The organism is Flaviramulus sp., assembly GCF_982512915.1.
On the sequence record NZ_CEWOCJ010000018.1, the window covers coordinates 33,988 to 49,261 of the forward strand.

A 15,274-nucleotide genomic window follows, 5' to 3' on the forward strand; every position below is an offset into this window, starting at 1 on the left:
TAGGCTTTTAAAAAGGATGCAATTTCAATTGGGGCTAAAACAAGATTTAACTATGACGTATAAAATAGATTTAAATTGGATTGTTAACTTTACATAAATATTAATAAGTTGAACTAACTTTTATCTATTGGGCCTTTGCAAATAATTTTAATATTATTTGTGGTGTTTTTCGGATTTATAATAACTATAGTTGCTCTTATTGATATTTTAAAAAGTGAATTCTCAGGTAATAATAAGATTATTTGGATGTTAGTTGTTTTGTTTATTAACTTACTTGGTAAGGTTTTATATTTTATTATAGGAAGAAAACAGAAAATTAAAATTGGAAAAAATTATTAAATCAAATACTTAATAAAAATCTTAGAATAATAAATTTCAAATAATTAATTAAGATTTTTAATTTTTACATCAAAAGAGCTGAAATAGCGATTACAATTTAAATGTTTTTTCAGATTGTTGTTTTTTTATTTTTTTCCTTGTCAAGGTGCTTCCAACGTTTATGAGTCCATAAATAATACTCTGGAGCTTCAAGGATTTGTGCTTCAACTAGTTTTAAAAAAATATCGGTTATTTCGTAATCTTTAAACTCTTTTGGGTTTAATGTTATAGTTTTAAAAGTAGTCTCGTAATAGCCACGTTTAATTTTTTTAACACAAAAAAACACTACAGCCATATCTAGTTTTTTGGCAAGCATTTCAGCACCAGTATGCACTGGAACCCTTATACCCATAAAATCATTCCAATGAAAAGCTTTATCAAGTTTTGGAGACTGGTCTGATGCAAAACCATTTATAGATATAATACCTTTTCTTTTTTGTTCAATTAATGTGGGTATAATATCTTTTGTTGTTATTAAATAACTGTTATATTTTGCTCTTATTTTTTTTACTAATTTATCAAAATAACGATTTGCTAGCTGCTTATAAACGGCATTACCCCTAGATTTTACATAGGTTTGTAAAATAAAAATCCATTCCCAACTTCCATAATGAGCACACATTAAAATGATACTTTTATTTTGGTTTTCAATATCTTGCATCAATTCTACATTAGTAAACATAAAACGTTTTTTCATTTCAGCTTCTGATATAGTCATGGATTTGATAGATTCTAATATCATATCACATAAATGATGATAGAAAACCTCAGTAATCTGCTTAATCTCTAAATCTGATTTTCCCGGAAAAACCAAATTCAAATTACTAATTACTACTTTTTTTCTATACCCAATAATGCGATAAATAAGTATATAAAGTCCGTCAGAAAAAAAATATAATAATCTAAAAGGTAATATTGAAATAATCCATAAAAAAGGATAAATAATAATATAAGCTAGAAATTGCATTAATTAATTTTAGATTTGTACTGGCAAATATAAATTAATTTAAGTTTAAACGTTTACACCCTATGGCTAATTTAGATATAGTAACCATTATAATAATAGCAGCTAACGTTATAATATCTTACAAAGGTTTTAGTGATTATAGCTTTTTTGATAAGTATAAATTTCAAGTTGGAGCTGTACAGCGTGGTGAACAAATACGAATGGTTAGCTCTGGTTTTTTGCATGCAGATACAGCACATTTATTTTTTAACATGTTTTCACTTTATTTTTTCGCAGATGTGATTATAAGTCTTTTGAATCCCATACAGTTTCTACTCATATACTTTAGCAGTTTGGTTTTAGGTAGTTTATTATCTTTTTATTTTCATAAAAACGAATATCATTATAGCGCTGTTGGAGCTAGTGGTGCAGTAATGGGCGTTATTTACTCCGCAATTTTATTACAACCTGGGATGAGTTTGTATATGTATTTTATACCCATTCCTATTCCTGCATATCTTTTCGGAATAGGCTATTTACTATATTCAATTTATGGTATGAAAAAAAGAATAAGTAATATTGGGCATGATGCACATTTTGGTGGTGCAATAGGTGGCTATATAGTTACATTGATTCTTTCGCCATGGCTATTTGAAACTAATTTATTGATGATTGTTTTATTAGCAATCCCTATTGTATTGATATTTGTTTTAAAGAAAATAGGTAAAATATAAAGTATTGTTTCTATAATCTATTAATGGCATAAGTATTGACTTTATTTATTATCTGAATTACTTTATATTTTATTAAGTTATTGTTTTTCAGATATTTAAATGGTTTTATTAAATATCAAAAAGAAAAGTTTAATTTGTTTTAATGACAGATTGACCAAAAAATATATATGAAAAAGTCAAATTTTATTACACTTGACAGTTTGTCATTACAGGACTTTGATGAAAACTCAGAGCTAATTCCTTTAATGACACCTGAGGATGAAGAAGCTATAAACAATGAGACATTGCCCGAAACTTTACCTATTTTATCATTAAGAAATACGGTTTTATTTCCTGGTGTTGTTATTCCAATTACTGCCGGTAGAGATAAATCTATCAAACTTATAAACGATGCTAACAAAGGAAAAAAAATTATAGGTGTTGTTGCTCAAAAAGATGAATCTGTTGAAAATCCTTCTGCAAAAGAAATACATGAAATTGGAACAGTTGCTCAAATACTAAGGGTTTTAAAAATGCCTGATGGAAATGTAACGGTAATCATTCAAGGGAAGAAACGATTTAAAGTGACCGAAGTTCTAACAGAAGAACCTTATATGACTGCGACAATAAGAGATATTCCTGAGGCAAAACCAGCAATAAGAAATAAAGAGTTTTCTGCTATAATCGATTCTATTAAAGATTTAGCTCTTGAAATTATTAAGGAAAGTCCAAACATCCCAAGTGAAGCATCTTTTGCTATAAAAAATATTGAAAGTAATTCATTTTTGATAAATTTTGTATCGTCAAATATGAATCTTTCAGTTAGCGAAAAACAATCGCTATTAGAAATGGATGACCTTAAAAAACGTGCATTAGCGACGCTTAAGTATATGAATGTTGAGTTTCAAAAATTGGAACTTAAAAATGATATTCAGTCAAAGGTTCAGATGGATATGAGCCAACAACAGCGAGAATATTTCTTACATCAACAAATGAAAACTATTCAAGAAGAATTGGGTGGTGTTAGTCATGACGAGGAGATAGAAGAAATGCGCGATAAAGCTAGTGGTAAGCTTTGGGATGAAAAAGTTGCTAAACATTTTGAAAAAGAATTAGCTAAAATGCAACGTATGAATCCTCAAGTAGCTGAATATTCTATACAACGTAATTACTTAGAGCTATTTTTGGATTTACCATGGAATGAATTTAGCAAAGATAAATTCGATTTAAAACGTGCAAAACGAATACTTGATAGAGACCATTTTGGATTGGAAGATGTAAAACGCAGAATTATTGAATATTTAGCAGTTTTAAAACTTCGAAACGATATGAAATCGCCTATTTTGTGTTTATATGGCCCTCCAGGGGTTGGAAAAACTTCTTTAGGAAAATCTATTGCAGAGGCTTTAGGTCGCGAGTATGTTCGTATCTCTTTAGGAGGTTTAAGAGACGAAGCCGAAATACGTGGGCACAGAAAAACCTATATAGGAGCAATGCCAGGGCGAATTATTCAAAGTTTAAAAAAAGCAGGAACATCAAACCCAGTTTTTGTTTTAGATGAAATAGATAAACTATCAAACTCACATCAAGGCGATCCATCTTCTGCTATGTTAGAAGTTTTAGACCCAGAACAAAATAATGAGTTTTACGACAACTTTTTAGAAATGGGTTACGACTTATCTAAAGTAATGTTTATTGCAACTTCTAATAGTTTGTCTTCCATACAACCAGCTTTACGCGATCGTATGGAAATTATAAATGTAACAGGTTATACCATCGAAGAAAAAGTAGAAATAGCAAAGCGTCATTTATTACCTAAACAATTAAAAGAGCATGGTTTAAATGATTCTCATCTTAAAATTGCTAAACAACAATTAGAAAAAATAGTAGAGGGTTATACTCGAGAATCTGGTGTTCGTGGTCTTGAAAAGCAAATAGCAAAAATGGTTCGTCATGCTGCTAAAAATATCGCTATGGAAGAGGTTTACAATTTAAAAGTTACTAATGAAGATATAATTGAAGTTTTAGGTGGCCCAAGATTAGAGCGAGATAAATACGAAAATAACAATGTAGCTGGTGTAGTAACTGGATTAGCTTGGACGAGTGTTGGTGGAGATATTCTATTTATAGAATCTATTCTTTCAAAAGGAAAAGGGACTATGAGTATTACTGGTAACTTAGGAACTGTTATGAAAGAATCAGCTACCATAGCTATGGAATATATAAAATCTAATGCAGAGGAATTTGGAATAGACACTTCTGTTTTTGAAAATTACAACGTCCACATTCATGTTCCTGAAGGTGCAACGCCTAAAGACGGACCTAGTGCAGGTGTAACGATGTTAACATCATTAGTTTCTTTATTCACTCAAAGAAAAGTTAAGAAAAGTTTAGCAATGACAGGTGAAATTACACTTCGAGGTAAAGTACTTCCAGTTGGTGGTATTAAAGAAAAGATTTTAGCAGCTAAACGCGCAAGAATAAAAGAGATTTTATTATGTGAAGATAACAGAAGGGATATTGAAGAAATTAAACCAGAATACTTAAAAGGCTTAACGTTTTATTATGTTACTGATATGAGTGAGGTAATAAAGCATGCTATAACGAATCAAAAAGTTAAAAATCCTAAGAATATATAAAGGATTTCTATTTTTTAATAGAATAAAAATTTAAAAAAACTTTGAGCCAAAATACTCAAGGTTTTTTTTCGTTTAAAATAAAAGATACATGCTATCGTTTTAAGATAGATTTACTTACTTTGTATCGTAAATATGCTAAGAAAAATTATCTCATTTTTTTGTTTGTTAATGGTTACTTTATCCTATAGCCAAGTAGGAGGAGAAACCACTTATCAGTTCTTAAATTTGATATCATCACCCAGACAAGCAGCATTAGGTGGTAAAGTTTTCACTAATGTAGATTATGATGTAACACAAGGGCTTTTTAATCCAGCAACCATCAATGTTGAAATGGATAATCAATTATCAATAAATTACACCAGTTATTTAGGTGGTATAAGTTATGGCACCGCTTCTTATGCTTATACTGTGGATAGGCGTACACAAACCTTTCATACTGGAATAACTTATATAAATTATGGTTCATTTGATGGTTATGATGAAGCTGGAAATGCCACAGGAACGTTTACTGGGAATGAAACGGCACTTTCCATGGGTTATGCAACTCAAGTAGGCTACTCAGATTTTTATTTTGGTGGAAACATAAAATTAATTACCTCAAAATTAGAACAATATAATTCATTTGGTGCTGCTGTAGATTTAGGTTTAATTTATATTAATGAAAATTTAGATTTTAATGCAGCTTTAGTAGTTAGAAATTTAGGAACACAAATAACTACTTATGCAGGGTTAAATGAACCCTTACCTTTTGAAGTGGCTTTTGGGATGTCTCAAAGGGTAGAAAACGTACCAATTCGATGGCACGTTACTCTAGAGAACCTCCAAGAGTGGCCTATTTCTAGACCAAACCCTGCAAGAACTACCAGTGATTTAAGTGGTAATCAAACCAATGAAAAAGTTGGTTTATTAGGTCAAGTTATCCGTCACACTATTTTGGGAGCTGAGTTATTTCCAGAAGGAGGTTTTAATATTCGTTTAGGGTATAATTTTAGAAGAGGTGAAGAACTTAGAATTATTGATCAAAGGAATTTCTCTGGACTATCAGCTGGTATTTCTATTAAAATGAATAAGATGCGTTTTAGCTATACACATGCAAAATTCACAAGTGCAGCAAATTCAAACTTCTTTGGTTTGCAAATAGATTTACAATGATTATTATTAGTATTTAAAATTCATATTTTTTCACTTTCTACATTTTAATTACTTTAGACACTTCAAACTTAATAATGACAAAAATAACCATAGCCATAGACGGATTTTCTTCAACTGGTAAAAGTACGGTAGCTAAACAACTTGCCAAATATTTAGGATATGTTTATGTTGATACAGGAGCAATGTATAGAGCTGTTACTTATTATGCAATGCAAAAAGGTTTAATAAATAAAGAAGATTTCAACAAAGAAGCCCTTATTTATCAATTACCAAACATTGAAATCAGCTTTAAATTTAATAGATATAAAGGTTTTGCTGAGGTTTATTTGAATGGAGAAAATATTGAAAAAAATATTAGAACTCTTGAAGTCTCTAATTTTGTTAGTCAAGTTGCTGCAATTACAGAAGTTCGTCAAAAACTAGTGGAACAACAACAAAAAATGGGGCAAAGCAAGGGTGTTGTTATGGATGGTAGAGATATAGGAACTGTTGTTTTTCCCAATGCTGAACTTAAATTATTTATGACTGCATCTTCTGAAACTAGAGCAAAACGACGATTTAACGAACTTATTGAAAGAGGTGATGATGTTATTTATGAAGATGTTTTAAAAAATGTAATAACTCGTGATTACATGGATTCAACCAGAGATGATTCGCCATTAAAAAAAGCTAAAGAAGCTATAGAAATAGATAACTCTGAAATGTCTTTAGAAGATCAATTTAATAAAATACTTCAATTAGTAATGATTACTATTGAAGATTATGAATAACTTTAATTAGTTAGCTCTGCTATATCGCATGTAATAAACAGCACCATTTTCAAAATAAGATAATTTTAAAAAATCTGACTGTTCAATTTCATAATTATAAATAAAATCAGCTACGCTAGGGCTAGAAAACGATATAGTATTTATTAAAGGATTTACAGTGAATTTTCCAGTAATTTCCTCGGAATCTATAATTTGAATGAAATTACCGGTTAAATCTTGGATGTTATTGTCAAATAAAAATGTGATAGACTCACAACAGTAAGTTTCAATTGACGGTGTATTATTAATACCTTTTGATTCTATAATCCACTCTGAAATCAATTGACTATCTACTAATATGTCTTTAGCTTCTTGGGTTTCGTCTTTAGAACAATTAAATAGAAGTATTAATGCTAAAACCCCAAATATATTTTTCATTAGTAACAATTTAGATTATAAATTTAATAGAATTTTTTTGATTACCATTAAAAACAACATGTATAAAAAAACCACTAACATTTTATAAATATTAGTGGTTTTGATTTTTTTAGTAAAATTAAAGGTTAGGGATTACTAACTCCTGTCCTGGATGAATTAAATCTGGATTTTTCAAAATATGAGTATTTGCATTAAAAATAGCTTGGTATTTTGATGCGCTATCGTAATAATGTTTAGCAATTTTACCCAAAGTTTCGCCACTTTTTACAGTATGCAAGGCATATACACTTTCATCAGCAACAGAAATATTGGCCTTTATATCTGTTGGGTTACTACCACCAATTTCTTTTATTTTATCCCAAATAATATTTTTCTCATAAGGTGTTTTTGCAGTGCCTTTGATTTTCAAAACACCATTTTCTTCACTTACATTTCCATCTTGAATTTTTAATAATTCTCCTAAATCCAGAACAGCTTGATATTTACTTTTTGCAGTCATAATAAAATATTTAATGTTAATATACAATAACAATATAAGGAATTATTTATGTTTTGATATTATCTATTTCCTAAGATATTGTTTCTGATTTTAGGACACTAGATATTTGAAAAAGTCACAATTAATTTATTTTCTCATTTTTAGGTAATTACATCAAAAATATGTATTTTTGCACTCCTTTTAGCGAATCGTCGGAAAGATAAAAGGAACTGAAACTAAAAAAACAATAACACTTCTGTGTGCTAAACGCTTAAATCTTCCGAAACATACAGAATACAAAATTTAATCAGCACATGGCTGAAAAGGCAAAACAAGCAGAAGTTGAAGCAACTGAAGCAACAACTGTATCAGCTCCAGTAGTATCTGAAGCTAAAGCAAATCCTGAAAAATTCTTAAAAGAGTTCAATTGGCATAATTACCAAGAGGGTATTGATGAAGTTGACGATAAACAACTTAAAGAATTTGAAAAACTAGTAGCAGAAAATTTCGTAGATACACTAAATGATGAAGTTGTAGAGGGTACAGTAATACACATTACAGATCGTGATGCAATTATTGATATCAACGCTAAATCTGAAGGTGTAATTTCTTTAAACGAATTTCGTTACAATCCAAATTTAAAAGTAGGAGATAAAGTAGAAGTATTAATTGATGTTCGTGAAGATGCAACTGGACAATTAGTATTATCTCACAGAAAAGCTCGTGTAATTAAAGCGTGGGATCGTGTTAACGCGGCTCATGAAACTGGTGAAATCGTTAATGGTTTTGTTAAATGTAGAACTAAAGGTGGTATGATTGTAGATGTTTTCGGTATTGAAGCATTCTTACCAGGTTCTCAGATTGATGTAAAACCAATTAGAGATTACGATCAATTTGTAAATAAAACTATGGAATTCAAAGTTGTTAAAATCAACCATGAGTTTAAAAACGTAGTTGTTTCTCATAAGGCTTTAATAGAAGCTGATATTGAAGAGCAGAAAAAAGAAATTATCGGTCAATTAGAAAAAGGTCAAGTATTAGAAGGAGTTGTTAAAAACGTAACTTCTTACGGTGTATTTATCGATCTTGGTGGAGTTGACGGATTAATTCATATTACTGACTTATCTTGGTCTAGAATCAACCATCCAAATGAGATTGTTGAATTAGATCAGAAATTAAATGTTGTAATTCTTGATTTTGATGAAGATAAATCTAGAATCCAATTAGGTCTTAAACAATTATCTAAACACCCATGGGAAGCTTTAGCAGATACTGTAAAAGTTGGTGATAAAGTAAAAGGTAAAGTAGTTGTTATTGCTGATTACGGTGCATTTATTGAAGTTGCTGATGGTGTTGAAGGTTTAATTCACGTATCAGAAATGTCTTGGTCTACGCATTTACGTTCTGCTCAAGATTTTGTTTCTGTTGGTGATGAAGTTGAAGCAGTTATCTTGACTTTAGATCGAGAAGATAGAAAAATGTCTTTAGGTATTAAACAATTAACTTCAGACCCTTGGACAGATATTACAGGTAAATACCCATTAGGTTCTAGCCATGTTGGTATTGTACGAAACTTTACAAACTTTGGTGTTTTTGTTGAATTAGAGGAAGGTATTGATGGATTAATTTACATCTCTGATCTATCTTGGACTAAGAAAATCAAGCATCCAAGCGAATTCTGTGCAGTTGGTGATAAACTAGATGTTATTGTATTAGAATTAGATGTTGAAGGACGTAAATTAAGTTTAGGTCATAAACAAACTACAGAAAACCCTTGGGATAAATACGAAACTGATTTTGCATTAGATACTGTACATACAGCGGCAATCTCTGAAATCGTAGATAAAGGCGCTACTGTAGAGTTTAATGAAGATATCGTTGCATTTGTACCAGTACGTCATCTTGAAAAAGAAGATGGAAGTAAGCTTAAAAAAGGAGATACTGCCGAGTTTAAAATTATTGAATTCAATAAGGAATTTAAACGTGTAGTGGCATCTCATACAGCCGTATTTAAAGCTGAAGAAGCTAAAATAGTTAAGCAAGCGGTAAGAAAAGCGGAGTCTGCAGCTGCAGAAGCAAAACCAACTTTAGGTGATGCAAACGATTCTTTACAAGCTCTGAAAGATAAAATGGATGGAAAAGTTGCTAAGCCAAAAGCTAAGAAAAAGTAATTTTTAAGTCATTTTTTTAATACAAAAGCCTTCAAGAAATTGAAGGCTTTTTTTTGTAAAGAAAGCATACTTAAACGTAAGTATTATATTTTATGTTTTAACTTCTAAAATTTTGCATTACATTTGTAAACCAAATACGTTTGGATACTATATGAGTCAAAAAGTTTTACTTAACGCAAAAGAGGTAAACATCATTCTTCATCGATTGGCTTGTCAACTTATTGAGAAACATAATGACTTTTCTAATACGGTTTTAATTGGTTTACAGCCAAGAGGTATTTTTTTAGCTGACAGGTTAGCAGAAATTTTGAAAGAAAATTATAAAGTTAAAAATATTCAATTAGGTTATCTAGATATTACTTTTTTTAGAGATGATTTTAGAAGAGGTGATAAACCTTTAGAAGCCAATATGACTAAAATTAATTTTATAGTTGAAGATAAAAACATTGTTTTTATTGATGATGTTCTGTATACAGGAAGAAGTATTAGAGCAGCTCTTACAGCTATTCAATCATTTGGAAGGCCAAATGAAATAGAACTATTAACATTAATTGATAGACGTTTTAGCAGGCATTTACCAATACAACCCGACTATAGAGGAAGGCAGGTTGATGTTATAAATAATGAAAAAGTTCAAGTAAACTGGAAAGAACGCGATAAAGAAGATTCAGTTTATTTAATTGAAAAATAATAAAACAATGAGCGAATTAAGTGTTAATCACTTATTAGGGATTAAATATCTTAACAAACAAGATATTCAACTTATTTTTGAAACTGCCGATCATTTTAAAGAGGTAATTAATCGTCCTATTAAAAAGGTGCCCTCTCTTAGAGATATTACTATTGCTAATCTATTTTTTGAAAATTCAACGAGGACTAAACTTTCTTTTGAGTTAGCTGAGAAACGACTTTCAGCTGATGTACTTAATTTCTCTTCATCACAATCATCAGTAAAAAAAGGTGAAACACTTATTGATACTGTTAATAATATTTTATCAATGAAAGTTGATATGGTAGTGATGCGTCATCCTAATCCTGGTGCAGGTGTATTTCTATCAAAACATGTTAAAGCGAGTATTATAAACGCTGGAGATGGTGCACATGAACATCCTACTCAAGCACTTCTAGATTCTTATTCAATAAGAGAAAAACTTGGGGAAGTTAAAGGAAAAAAAGTGGTTATTGTTGGAGATATTTTACATAGTAGAGTAGCACTTTCAAATATATTTGCACTACAACTTCAAGGCGCCGAAGTTATGGTTTGTGGTCCAAAAACATTACTTCCTAAATACATCCAAAAACTTGGTGTAAAAGTTGAAACAAACCTATTTAAAGCATTAAATTGGTGTGATGTGGCTAATATGTTAAGGGTTCAAAATGAGCGTATGGATATCACTTATTTTCCATCAACCAGGGAATATACACAACAGTTTGGAGTTAATAAAATGTTGTTGGATTCTCTAAATAAAGAAATTGTTATAATGCATCCTGGACCGATTAATAGAGGTGTCGAAATTACTAGTGATGTTGCAGACTCTAAGCAATCCATTATTTTAGATCAAGTTCAAAATGGCGTAGCAATTAGAATGGCAGTTATTTATTTATTAGCTTCAAAAATTAAACAGTAACTAATGATTTTAAATCAAAACGGAAATTTCACTACAGTTTCACAAGAAAATTTCACCATTGTGGAGTTGGTTAAAAAACTTCAAGCTATTTATCCAAAGTTTAAGAATGATAATCTTATTGTATTACTTTCATCTTTAAAAACAATTGTTTTAAACGAGGTCATTGAGTTTTTAGAATTATCAAAAATGCACAAAGCCTCAAAACATTCCTTTGTGATTGTTTCTGATAAAATTGATTTAAATATTGTTCCAGATCATATTATTGTAGTACCCACATTACAAGAAGCTTATGATATTATTGAAATGGAAGAAATGGAGCGCGATTTAGGTTTTTAATATGAGTAAATTCCATTTAGCACAAGTAAATATTGCAAAAAGATTGGCACCAATGGAAAATCCAATGATGAAAGATTTTGTTGGTAATCTTGATAGAATAAATACTGTTGCAGATTCTAGTGAAGGTTTTATTTGGCGTTTACAAAATGAAGATAAAGAAGAAGCTGCTATTATTTTTCAAGATGATACTTTAATTATAAACATGTCTGTTTGGAAAGATTTGGAGTCCCTTTTTAAGTTTACATATAACTCAGAACACATTGAAATTTTTAGACGTAAAAAGGAATGGTTTAGTAAAATCAAAATGATGCATATGGCATTCTGGTATACTTTAGAAGATTATCAACCTACATTTAAAGATGCAAAAAATCGTATAGATTATCTAAATAATCACGGAGAAAGTCCTTATGCTTTTACATTTAAAAGTAAATTTTCTGTTTCCGATTCATTAAACTACAAACCTCTTTTATAACTATGAGGTTAACCATTTTAGGTTGTTATAGTGCAACTCCAAGAACATTAAATAATACAACATCACAAGTATTAGAAATTAACAATCATATGTTTTTAATTGATTGTGGAGAAGGTACTCAAGTAGAATTAAGAAAACATAAAATTAAATTTAATCGAATTAAGCATATTTTTATCTCCCATTTACATGGAGATCATTTTTTTGGATTAGTTGGATTAATTTCTACGTTTAGATTACTGACTCGAGAAGCGGATTTAAATATTTACGGACCAAAAGGGATTAAAGAAATTGTGACACTTCAAATGAAATTGGCCGATTCTTGGACTAATTACAATCTTATTTTTCACGAATTAACTTCTAAAACTTCCGAATTAATTTTTGAAGATGAAAAAGTTGAAGTTTATACCATTCCACTAAATCACAGAATTTATACAAATGGTTATTTTTTTAAAGAAAAAGAAGGCGAACGAAAGTTAAATATTGAAGCTGCTGAAAAAGCTCAAATTAATGTAGCTTATTACTCAAAATTAAAACAGGGTTTTGATGTAGTTAGTGAAAATGGTGTTGTTATAAAAAACGATACAGTTACATCAGCTTGTGAAAAGCCTAAAAGTTATGCGTTTTGTAGTGACACCATGTATAAAGAAGATATTGTATCTATTATTGAGAATGCACATGTCCTTTATCATGAATCTACATTTCTTGATAAACACGCTAACTTAGCAGTGAAAACAAAGCACTCAACAGCAAAAGAAGCTGCTCTAATCGCTAAAAAAGCTAAAGTAGACACATTACTTCTAGGACATTATTCTACGCGTTACGATAGCCTAAATGTATTTAAAGATGAAGCTCAGGAAGTTTTTAAAAATGTTGAGTTATCTGAGGACGGTAAAGTATTTGAATTTTAATTAAATTCTTTCAAATTCAGCATCCAATCAAAAGCTTCTGTTATACTTGTACAGCGTTTAATACTCTTTTTAGCAAATTGTCTTTCTATTGAAGCGTTAATGTAAGTTAAATTATTGTACATAATAATGGCACTTGCAACTATTAAATTATATTCCTTTTCTAGTCTAGTCCAATTTTGTGGGTCTATTGAGTAATGATTAACCCTGTTTGAAATAAACCCTATTTGAGCATCTTGACCATAAAATTTAATTATTTCAGTAATAAGTTTTTTTACTTTATCCCAATCAAAATGTACACCTTCAAACAATTCTGCAACTACAAAGTTTTCAAAAAAGTAGTAATTACCAAATGGCATCTCTAATTTGAAAGGATGTAATTCTTTGAAAAATTTTGAAGTTTCAAATTTCATAAAAAAATAATGTATGCTCAAGTTAAGAAGTTTATAGTTATAAACAATGAAACCAAATTTAAAATTTTGTTATTTTGTAGCTTATGGAAAAAGATTTAAGTAATTATAGGAAATCTTACGAGAAAGGTGCTTTAGTTTTAAATGATATGCTAGAAAACCCTTTAGAGCTATTTCAAAAATGGTTTTATGAAGTAGATTCTCATTTTGAACAAGATGAAACAAATGCTATGACTATTTCTACAATAGGATTAGATGGTTTCCCTAAAAGTAGAGTCGTACTTCTTAAGCGATATACCTATGAGGGATTTATTTTTTACACAAATTATAACAGTGAAAAAGGAAGGGCTATAGCTAATAATCCTAATGTTTGTTTATCTTTTTTTTGGCATGGAGCAGAAAGACAAGTTATCATAAAAGGGAAAGCAGAAAAGATTGCTGAAAATTTAAGTGATGGTTATTTTGAATCGCGACCAAGAGGAAGCCAATTAGGGGCAGTTGTATCTAATCAAAGTGAAATTATTTCAGATAGAAAGTATATTGAAGATAAACTTTTGAATTTAGAAAAAGAATTTGAAGGTAAAGATATCCCAAGACCTTCCTTTTGGGGAGGTTATATAGTTAAACCAGTAGAGATTGAGTTTTGGCAAGGTAGGCCAAATAGATTACATGACAGAATTAGGTATAAGCTACAAGATGATTTTAGCTGGCAAATTAATCGATTATCTCCATGATTTTAACGACTAAATACATAATATTTTAAATACATTGTGTATTTTATCGATTAAAAACATTTAATATCGTTTAAATGTATGTTTTTAGTCGATTTTAACATATCATTAACATTCATTTCATTATTAGGTTGTTAAATTTATAATACCAAATCTAAATTTACTTAACCTATGAAATTGTTTACCAAACTGCCTTTACTGGCACTGTTAGTTATTTTGACATTTTCTTCATGTTCAACAGATAGCATAGATGATAGAGTAGATGCCATAGAATTAAACCTTGAAAATGTACAAGCTAAAAGCATCGAAGTGGAAATTTTAAATTTAATTAATGACCATAGGCAATCTTTAGGTTTAAAACCTTTAGCAGATTTGAATATAGTAAAATCGGTAGCGCATTCCCATACAGACTATATGGTGGATAACGATGAAGTATCTCATGCTAATTTTTATACTCGAAGCGATTATTTGAAAGCTAATGTAGGTGCATTAAAAGTTTCTGAAAATGTGGCTTATGGTTACAGTACTGCACAAGGTGTTGTAAATGCTTGGTTAAAAAGCGAATCGCATAAAGAAAATATAGAAGGGGATTTTACACATTTTGATATTTCTGCTGAAAAGAATATAAATGATAGATGGTATTTTACTAATATTTTTATTAAAAAGTAAAACCAATTAAATGGGAATTTACCATGGTTTTTCTAAGTTGGTTGCTAAATAGCAATGAATTTGATACTTAATTCTATTTTCGTTATTTTTTTATTTTAGATTCCCAATGCTCAATTCTTTTATTGTTTAATTTTTTGTAATCCTGATAATTAAAACCTATAATTTTAAATTAATTATCTTATTTTAATTCTACTTTCAAATTTAGTTAGTTTTAATATCTGGTTGTTATTAATTTTTAAAACTAGATTATAGTAATTTAATTTTTGAGTTTTTTTTCAACCTAATTATTTTTTTAATATTAAACTAGTCATATATGTTTTTTTGTTTTTCATGCAATGAAAACTTTTTTGATGTTAAAATAATTTATTATTTTAAATTCTAACTTATAGTTTTTAACGATTTATCAAATACCTAAATTCTTCTTTCAATTTATTTATAAAAATTTTAAAAAATTTTAAA

General features: G+C 29.4%; 17 protein-coding genes. 13 read left to right on the forward strand and 4 right to left on the reverse strand.

What is annotated here, in order from left to right; translation table 11 throughout:
- The first annotated feature begins 162 nt into the window (after window positions 1-162).
- Window positions 163-339, forward strand: a complete 177-nt coding sequence (locus tag AC1XJX_RS11180) for a PLD nuclease N-terminal domain-containing protein (protein ID WP_482004085.1) — start codon at window positions 163-165, stop codon at window positions 337-339.
- 109 nt (window positions 340-448) lie between these two features.
- Here AC1XJX_RS11180 and AC1XJX_RS11185 read toward each other — a convergent pair whose 3' ends face one another.
- Entirely contained in the window at window positions 449-1,345 is an 897-nt protein-coding gene (locus AC1XJX_RS11185) for a lysophospholipid acyltransferase family protein (protein WP_482004069.1), read from the reverse strand.
- Between the two features lie 62 nt (window positions 1,346-1,407).
- On the opposite strand from AC1XJX_RS11185, the gene AC1XJX_RS11190 reads away from it, so the two are divergent.
- From AC1XJX_RS11190 to cmk, 4 genes are all read left to right on the forward strand, one after another.
- Window positions 1,408-2,058, forward strand: a complete 651-nt coding sequence (locus tag AC1XJX_RS11190) for a rhomboid family intramembrane serine protease (protein WP_482004070.1) — start codon at window positions 1,408-1,410, stop codon at window positions 2,056-2,058.
- A 167-nt stretch (window positions 2,059-2,225) separates the two neighbouring features.
- The gene (gene lon, locus AC1XJX_RS11195; protein ID WP_482004071.1) at window positions 2,226-4,676 is read left to right on the forward strand and encodes an endopeptidase La; all 2,451 of its coding nucleotides are present in this window, start codon (window positions 2,226-2,228) and stop codon (window positions 4,674-4,676) included.
- A gap of 132 nt (window positions 4,677-4,808) precedes the next feature.
- Window positions 4,809-5,828, forward strand: coding sequence for a type IX secretion system protein PorQ (porQ, locus tag AC1XJX_RS11200; protein WP_482004072.1), 1,020 nt, complete (start codon window positions 4,809-4,811; stop codon window positions 5,826-5,828).
- A gap of 74 nt (window positions 5,829-5,902) precedes the next feature.
- On the forward strand, window positions 5,903-6,598 hold the full coding sequence (cmk, locus tag AC1XJX_RS11205; RefSeq protein WP_482004073.1) for a (d)CMP kinase: 696 nt from the start codon (window positions 5,903-5,905) through the stop codon (window positions 6,596-6,598).
- 6 nt (window positions 6,599-6,604) lie between these two features.
- Here the strand turns inward: cmk and AC1XJX_RS11210 are convergent, their stop codons facing one another.
- Window positions 6,605-7,015 (reverse strand): hypothetical protein, encoded by a 411-nt coding sequence (locus AC1XJX_RS11210; protein ID WP_482004074.1) that lies wholly within the window; start codon window positions 7,013-7,015, stop codon window positions 6,605-6,607.
- Between the two features lie 118 nt (window positions 7,016-7,133).
- Window positions 7,134-7,514 (reverse strand): LysM peptidoglycan-binding domain-containing protein, encoded by a 381-nt coding sequence (locus AC1XJX_RS11215; protein ID WP_482004075.1) that lies wholly within the window; start codon window positions 7,512-7,514, stop codon window positions 7,134-7,136.
- Window positions 7,515-7,807: 293 nt separating this feature from the next.
- On the opposite strand from AC1XJX_RS11215, the gene rpsA reads away from it, so the two are divergent.
- The 6 genes from rpsA to AC1XJX_RS11245 all read left to right on the forward strand — a co-directional run bounded on the left by rpsA (window position 7,808) and on the right by AC1XJX_RS11245 (window position 13,008).
- Complete coding sequence (gene rpsA, locus AC1XJX_RS11220) at window positions 7,808-9,664, forward strand: 30S ribosomal protein S1 (RefSeq protein ID WP_482004076.1); 1,857 nt, start codon at window positions 7,808-7,810, stop codon at window positions 9,662-9,664.
- 151 nt (window positions 9,665-9,815) lie between these two features.
- Window positions 9,816-10,355 (forward strand): bifunctional pyr operon transcriptional regulator/uracil phosphoribosyltransferase PyrR, encoded by a 540-nt coding sequence (gene pyrR, locus AC1XJX_RS11225; RefSeq protein WP_482004077.1) that lies wholly within the window; start codon window positions 9,816-9,818, stop codon window positions 10,353-10,355.
- A 7-nt stretch (window positions 10,356-10,362) separates the two neighbouring features.
- Window positions 10,363-11,292: an aspartate carbamoyltransferase catalytic subunit gene (locus tag AC1XJX_RS11230; protein WP_482004078.1), complete on the forward strand. Its 930-nt coding sequence runs from the start codon at window positions 10,363-10,365 to the stop codon at window positions 11,290-11,292.
- A 3-nt stretch (window positions 11,293-11,295) separates the two neighbouring features.
- The gene (locus AC1XJX_RS11235) at window positions 11,296-11,628 is read left to right on the forward strand and encodes a ribonuclease Z (protein ID WP_482004079.1); all 333 of its coding nucleotides are present in this window, start codon (window positions 11,296-11,298) and stop codon (window positions 11,626-11,628) included.
- Window position 11,629: 1 nt separating this feature from the next.
- Window positions 11,630-12,100 (forward strand): DUF3291 domain-containing protein, encoded by a 471-nt coding sequence (locus AC1XJX_RS11240; RefSeq protein WP_482004080.1) that lies wholly within the window; start codon window positions 11,630-11,632, stop codon window positions 12,098-12,100.
- 2 nt (window positions 12,101-12,102) lie between these two features.
- Window positions 12,103-13,008: a ribonuclease Z gene (locus AC1XJX_RS11245; protein WP_482004081.1), complete on the forward strand. Its 906-nt coding sequence runs from the start codon at window positions 12,103-12,105 to the stop codon at window positions 13,006-13,008.
- Here AC1XJX_RS11245 and AC1XJX_RS11250 read toward each other — a convergent pair.
- Window positions 13,005-13,418, reverse strand: coding sequence for a hypothetical protein (locus AC1XJX_RS11250; protein ID WP_482004082.1), 414 nt, complete (start codon window positions 13,416-13,418; stop codon window positions 13,005-13,007). The genes AC1XJX_RS11245 and AC1XJX_RS11250 overlap by 4 nt on opposite strands.
- Before the next feature lie 83 nt (window positions 13,419-13,501).
- Here AC1XJX_RS11250 and pdxH point away from each other — a divergent pair, with 83 nt between their 5' ends.
- A complete protein-coding gene (gene pdxH, locus AC1XJX_RS11255; RefSeq protein WP_482004083.1) occupies window positions 13,502-14,149 on the forward strand; it encodes a pyridoxamine 5'-phosphate oxidase in 648 nt (215 codons plus the stop codon).
- A 168-nt stretch (window positions 14,150-14,317) separates the two neighbouring features.
- Entirely contained in the window at window positions 14,318-14,815 is a 498-nt protein-coding gene (locus AC1XJX_RS11260) for a CAP domain-containing protein (protein ID WP_482004084.1), read from the forward strand.
- Window positions 14,816-15,274 lie beyond the last annotated feature (459 nt).

What these genes read in the sequence shown, in the direction of transcription:
- AC1XJX_RS11185 (WP_482004069.1), bottom strand. Translation starts at nt 1,345, where the DNA reads ATGCAATTTCTAGCTTATATTATTATTTATCCTTTTTTATGGATTATT.
- AC1XJX_RS11190 (WP_482004070.1), top strand. Translation starts at nt 1,408, where the DNA reads ATGGCTAATTTAGATATAGTAACCATTATAATAATAGCAGCTAACGTT.
- lon (WP_482004071.1), top strand. Translation starts at nt 2,226, where the DNA reads ATGAAAAAGTCAAATTTTATTACACTTGACAGTTTGTCATTACAGGAC.
- porQ (WP_482004072.1), top strand. Translation starts at nt 4,809, where the DNA reads ATGCTAAGAAAAATTATCTCATTTTTTTGTTTGTTAATGGTTACTTTA.
- cmk (WP_482004073.1), top strand. Translation starts at nt 5,903, where the DNA reads ATGACAAAAATAACCATAGCCATAGACGGATTTTCTTCAACTGGTAAA.
- AC1XJX_RS11210 (WP_482004074.1), bottom strand. Translation starts at nt 7,015, where the DNA reads ATGAAAAATATATTTGGGGTTTTAGCATTAATACTTCTATTTAATTGT.
- AC1XJX_RS11215 (WP_482004075.1), bottom strand. Translation starts at nt 7,514, where the DNA reads ATGACTGCAAAAAGTAAATATCAAGCTGTTCTGGATTTAGGAGAATTA.
- rpsA (WP_482004076.1), top strand. Translation starts at nt 7,808, where the DNA reads ATGGCTGAAAAGGCAAAACAAGCAGAAGTTGAAGCAACTGAAGCAACA.
- pyrR (WP_482004077.1), top strand. Translation starts at nt 9,816, where the DNA reads ATGAGTCAAAAAGTTTTACTTAACGCAAAAGAGGTAAACATCATTCTT.
- AC1XJX_RS11230 (WP_482004078.1), top strand. Translation starts at nt 10,363, where the DNA reads ATGAGCGAATTAAGTGTTAATCACTTATTAGGGATTAAATATCTTAAC.
- AC1XJX_RS11235 (WP_482004079.1), top strand. Translation starts at nt 11,296, where the DNA reads ATGATTTTAAATCAAAACGGAAATTTCACTACAGTTTCACAAGAAAAT.
- AC1XJX_RS11240 (WP_482004080.1), top strand. Translation starts at nt 11,630, where the DNA reads ATGAGTAAATTCCATTTAGCACAAGTAAATATTGCAAAAAGATTGGCA.
- AC1XJX_RS11245 (WP_482004081.1), top strand. Translation starts at nt 12,103, where the DNA reads ATGAGGTTAACCATTTTAGGTTGTTATAGTGCAACTCCAAGAACATTA.
- AC1XJX_RS11250 (WP_482004082.1), bottom strand. Translation starts at nt 13,418, where the DNA reads ATGAAATTTGAAACTTCAAAATTTTTCAAAGAATTACATCCTTTCAAA.
- pdxH (WP_482004083.1), top strand. Translation starts at nt 13,502, where the DNA reads ATGGAAAAAGATTTAAGTAATTATAGGAAATCTTACGAGAAAGGTGCT.
- AC1XJX_RS11260 (WP_482004084.1), top strand. Translation starts at nt 14,318, where the DNA reads ATGAAATTGTTTACCAAACTGCCTTTACTGGCACTGTTAGTTATTTTG.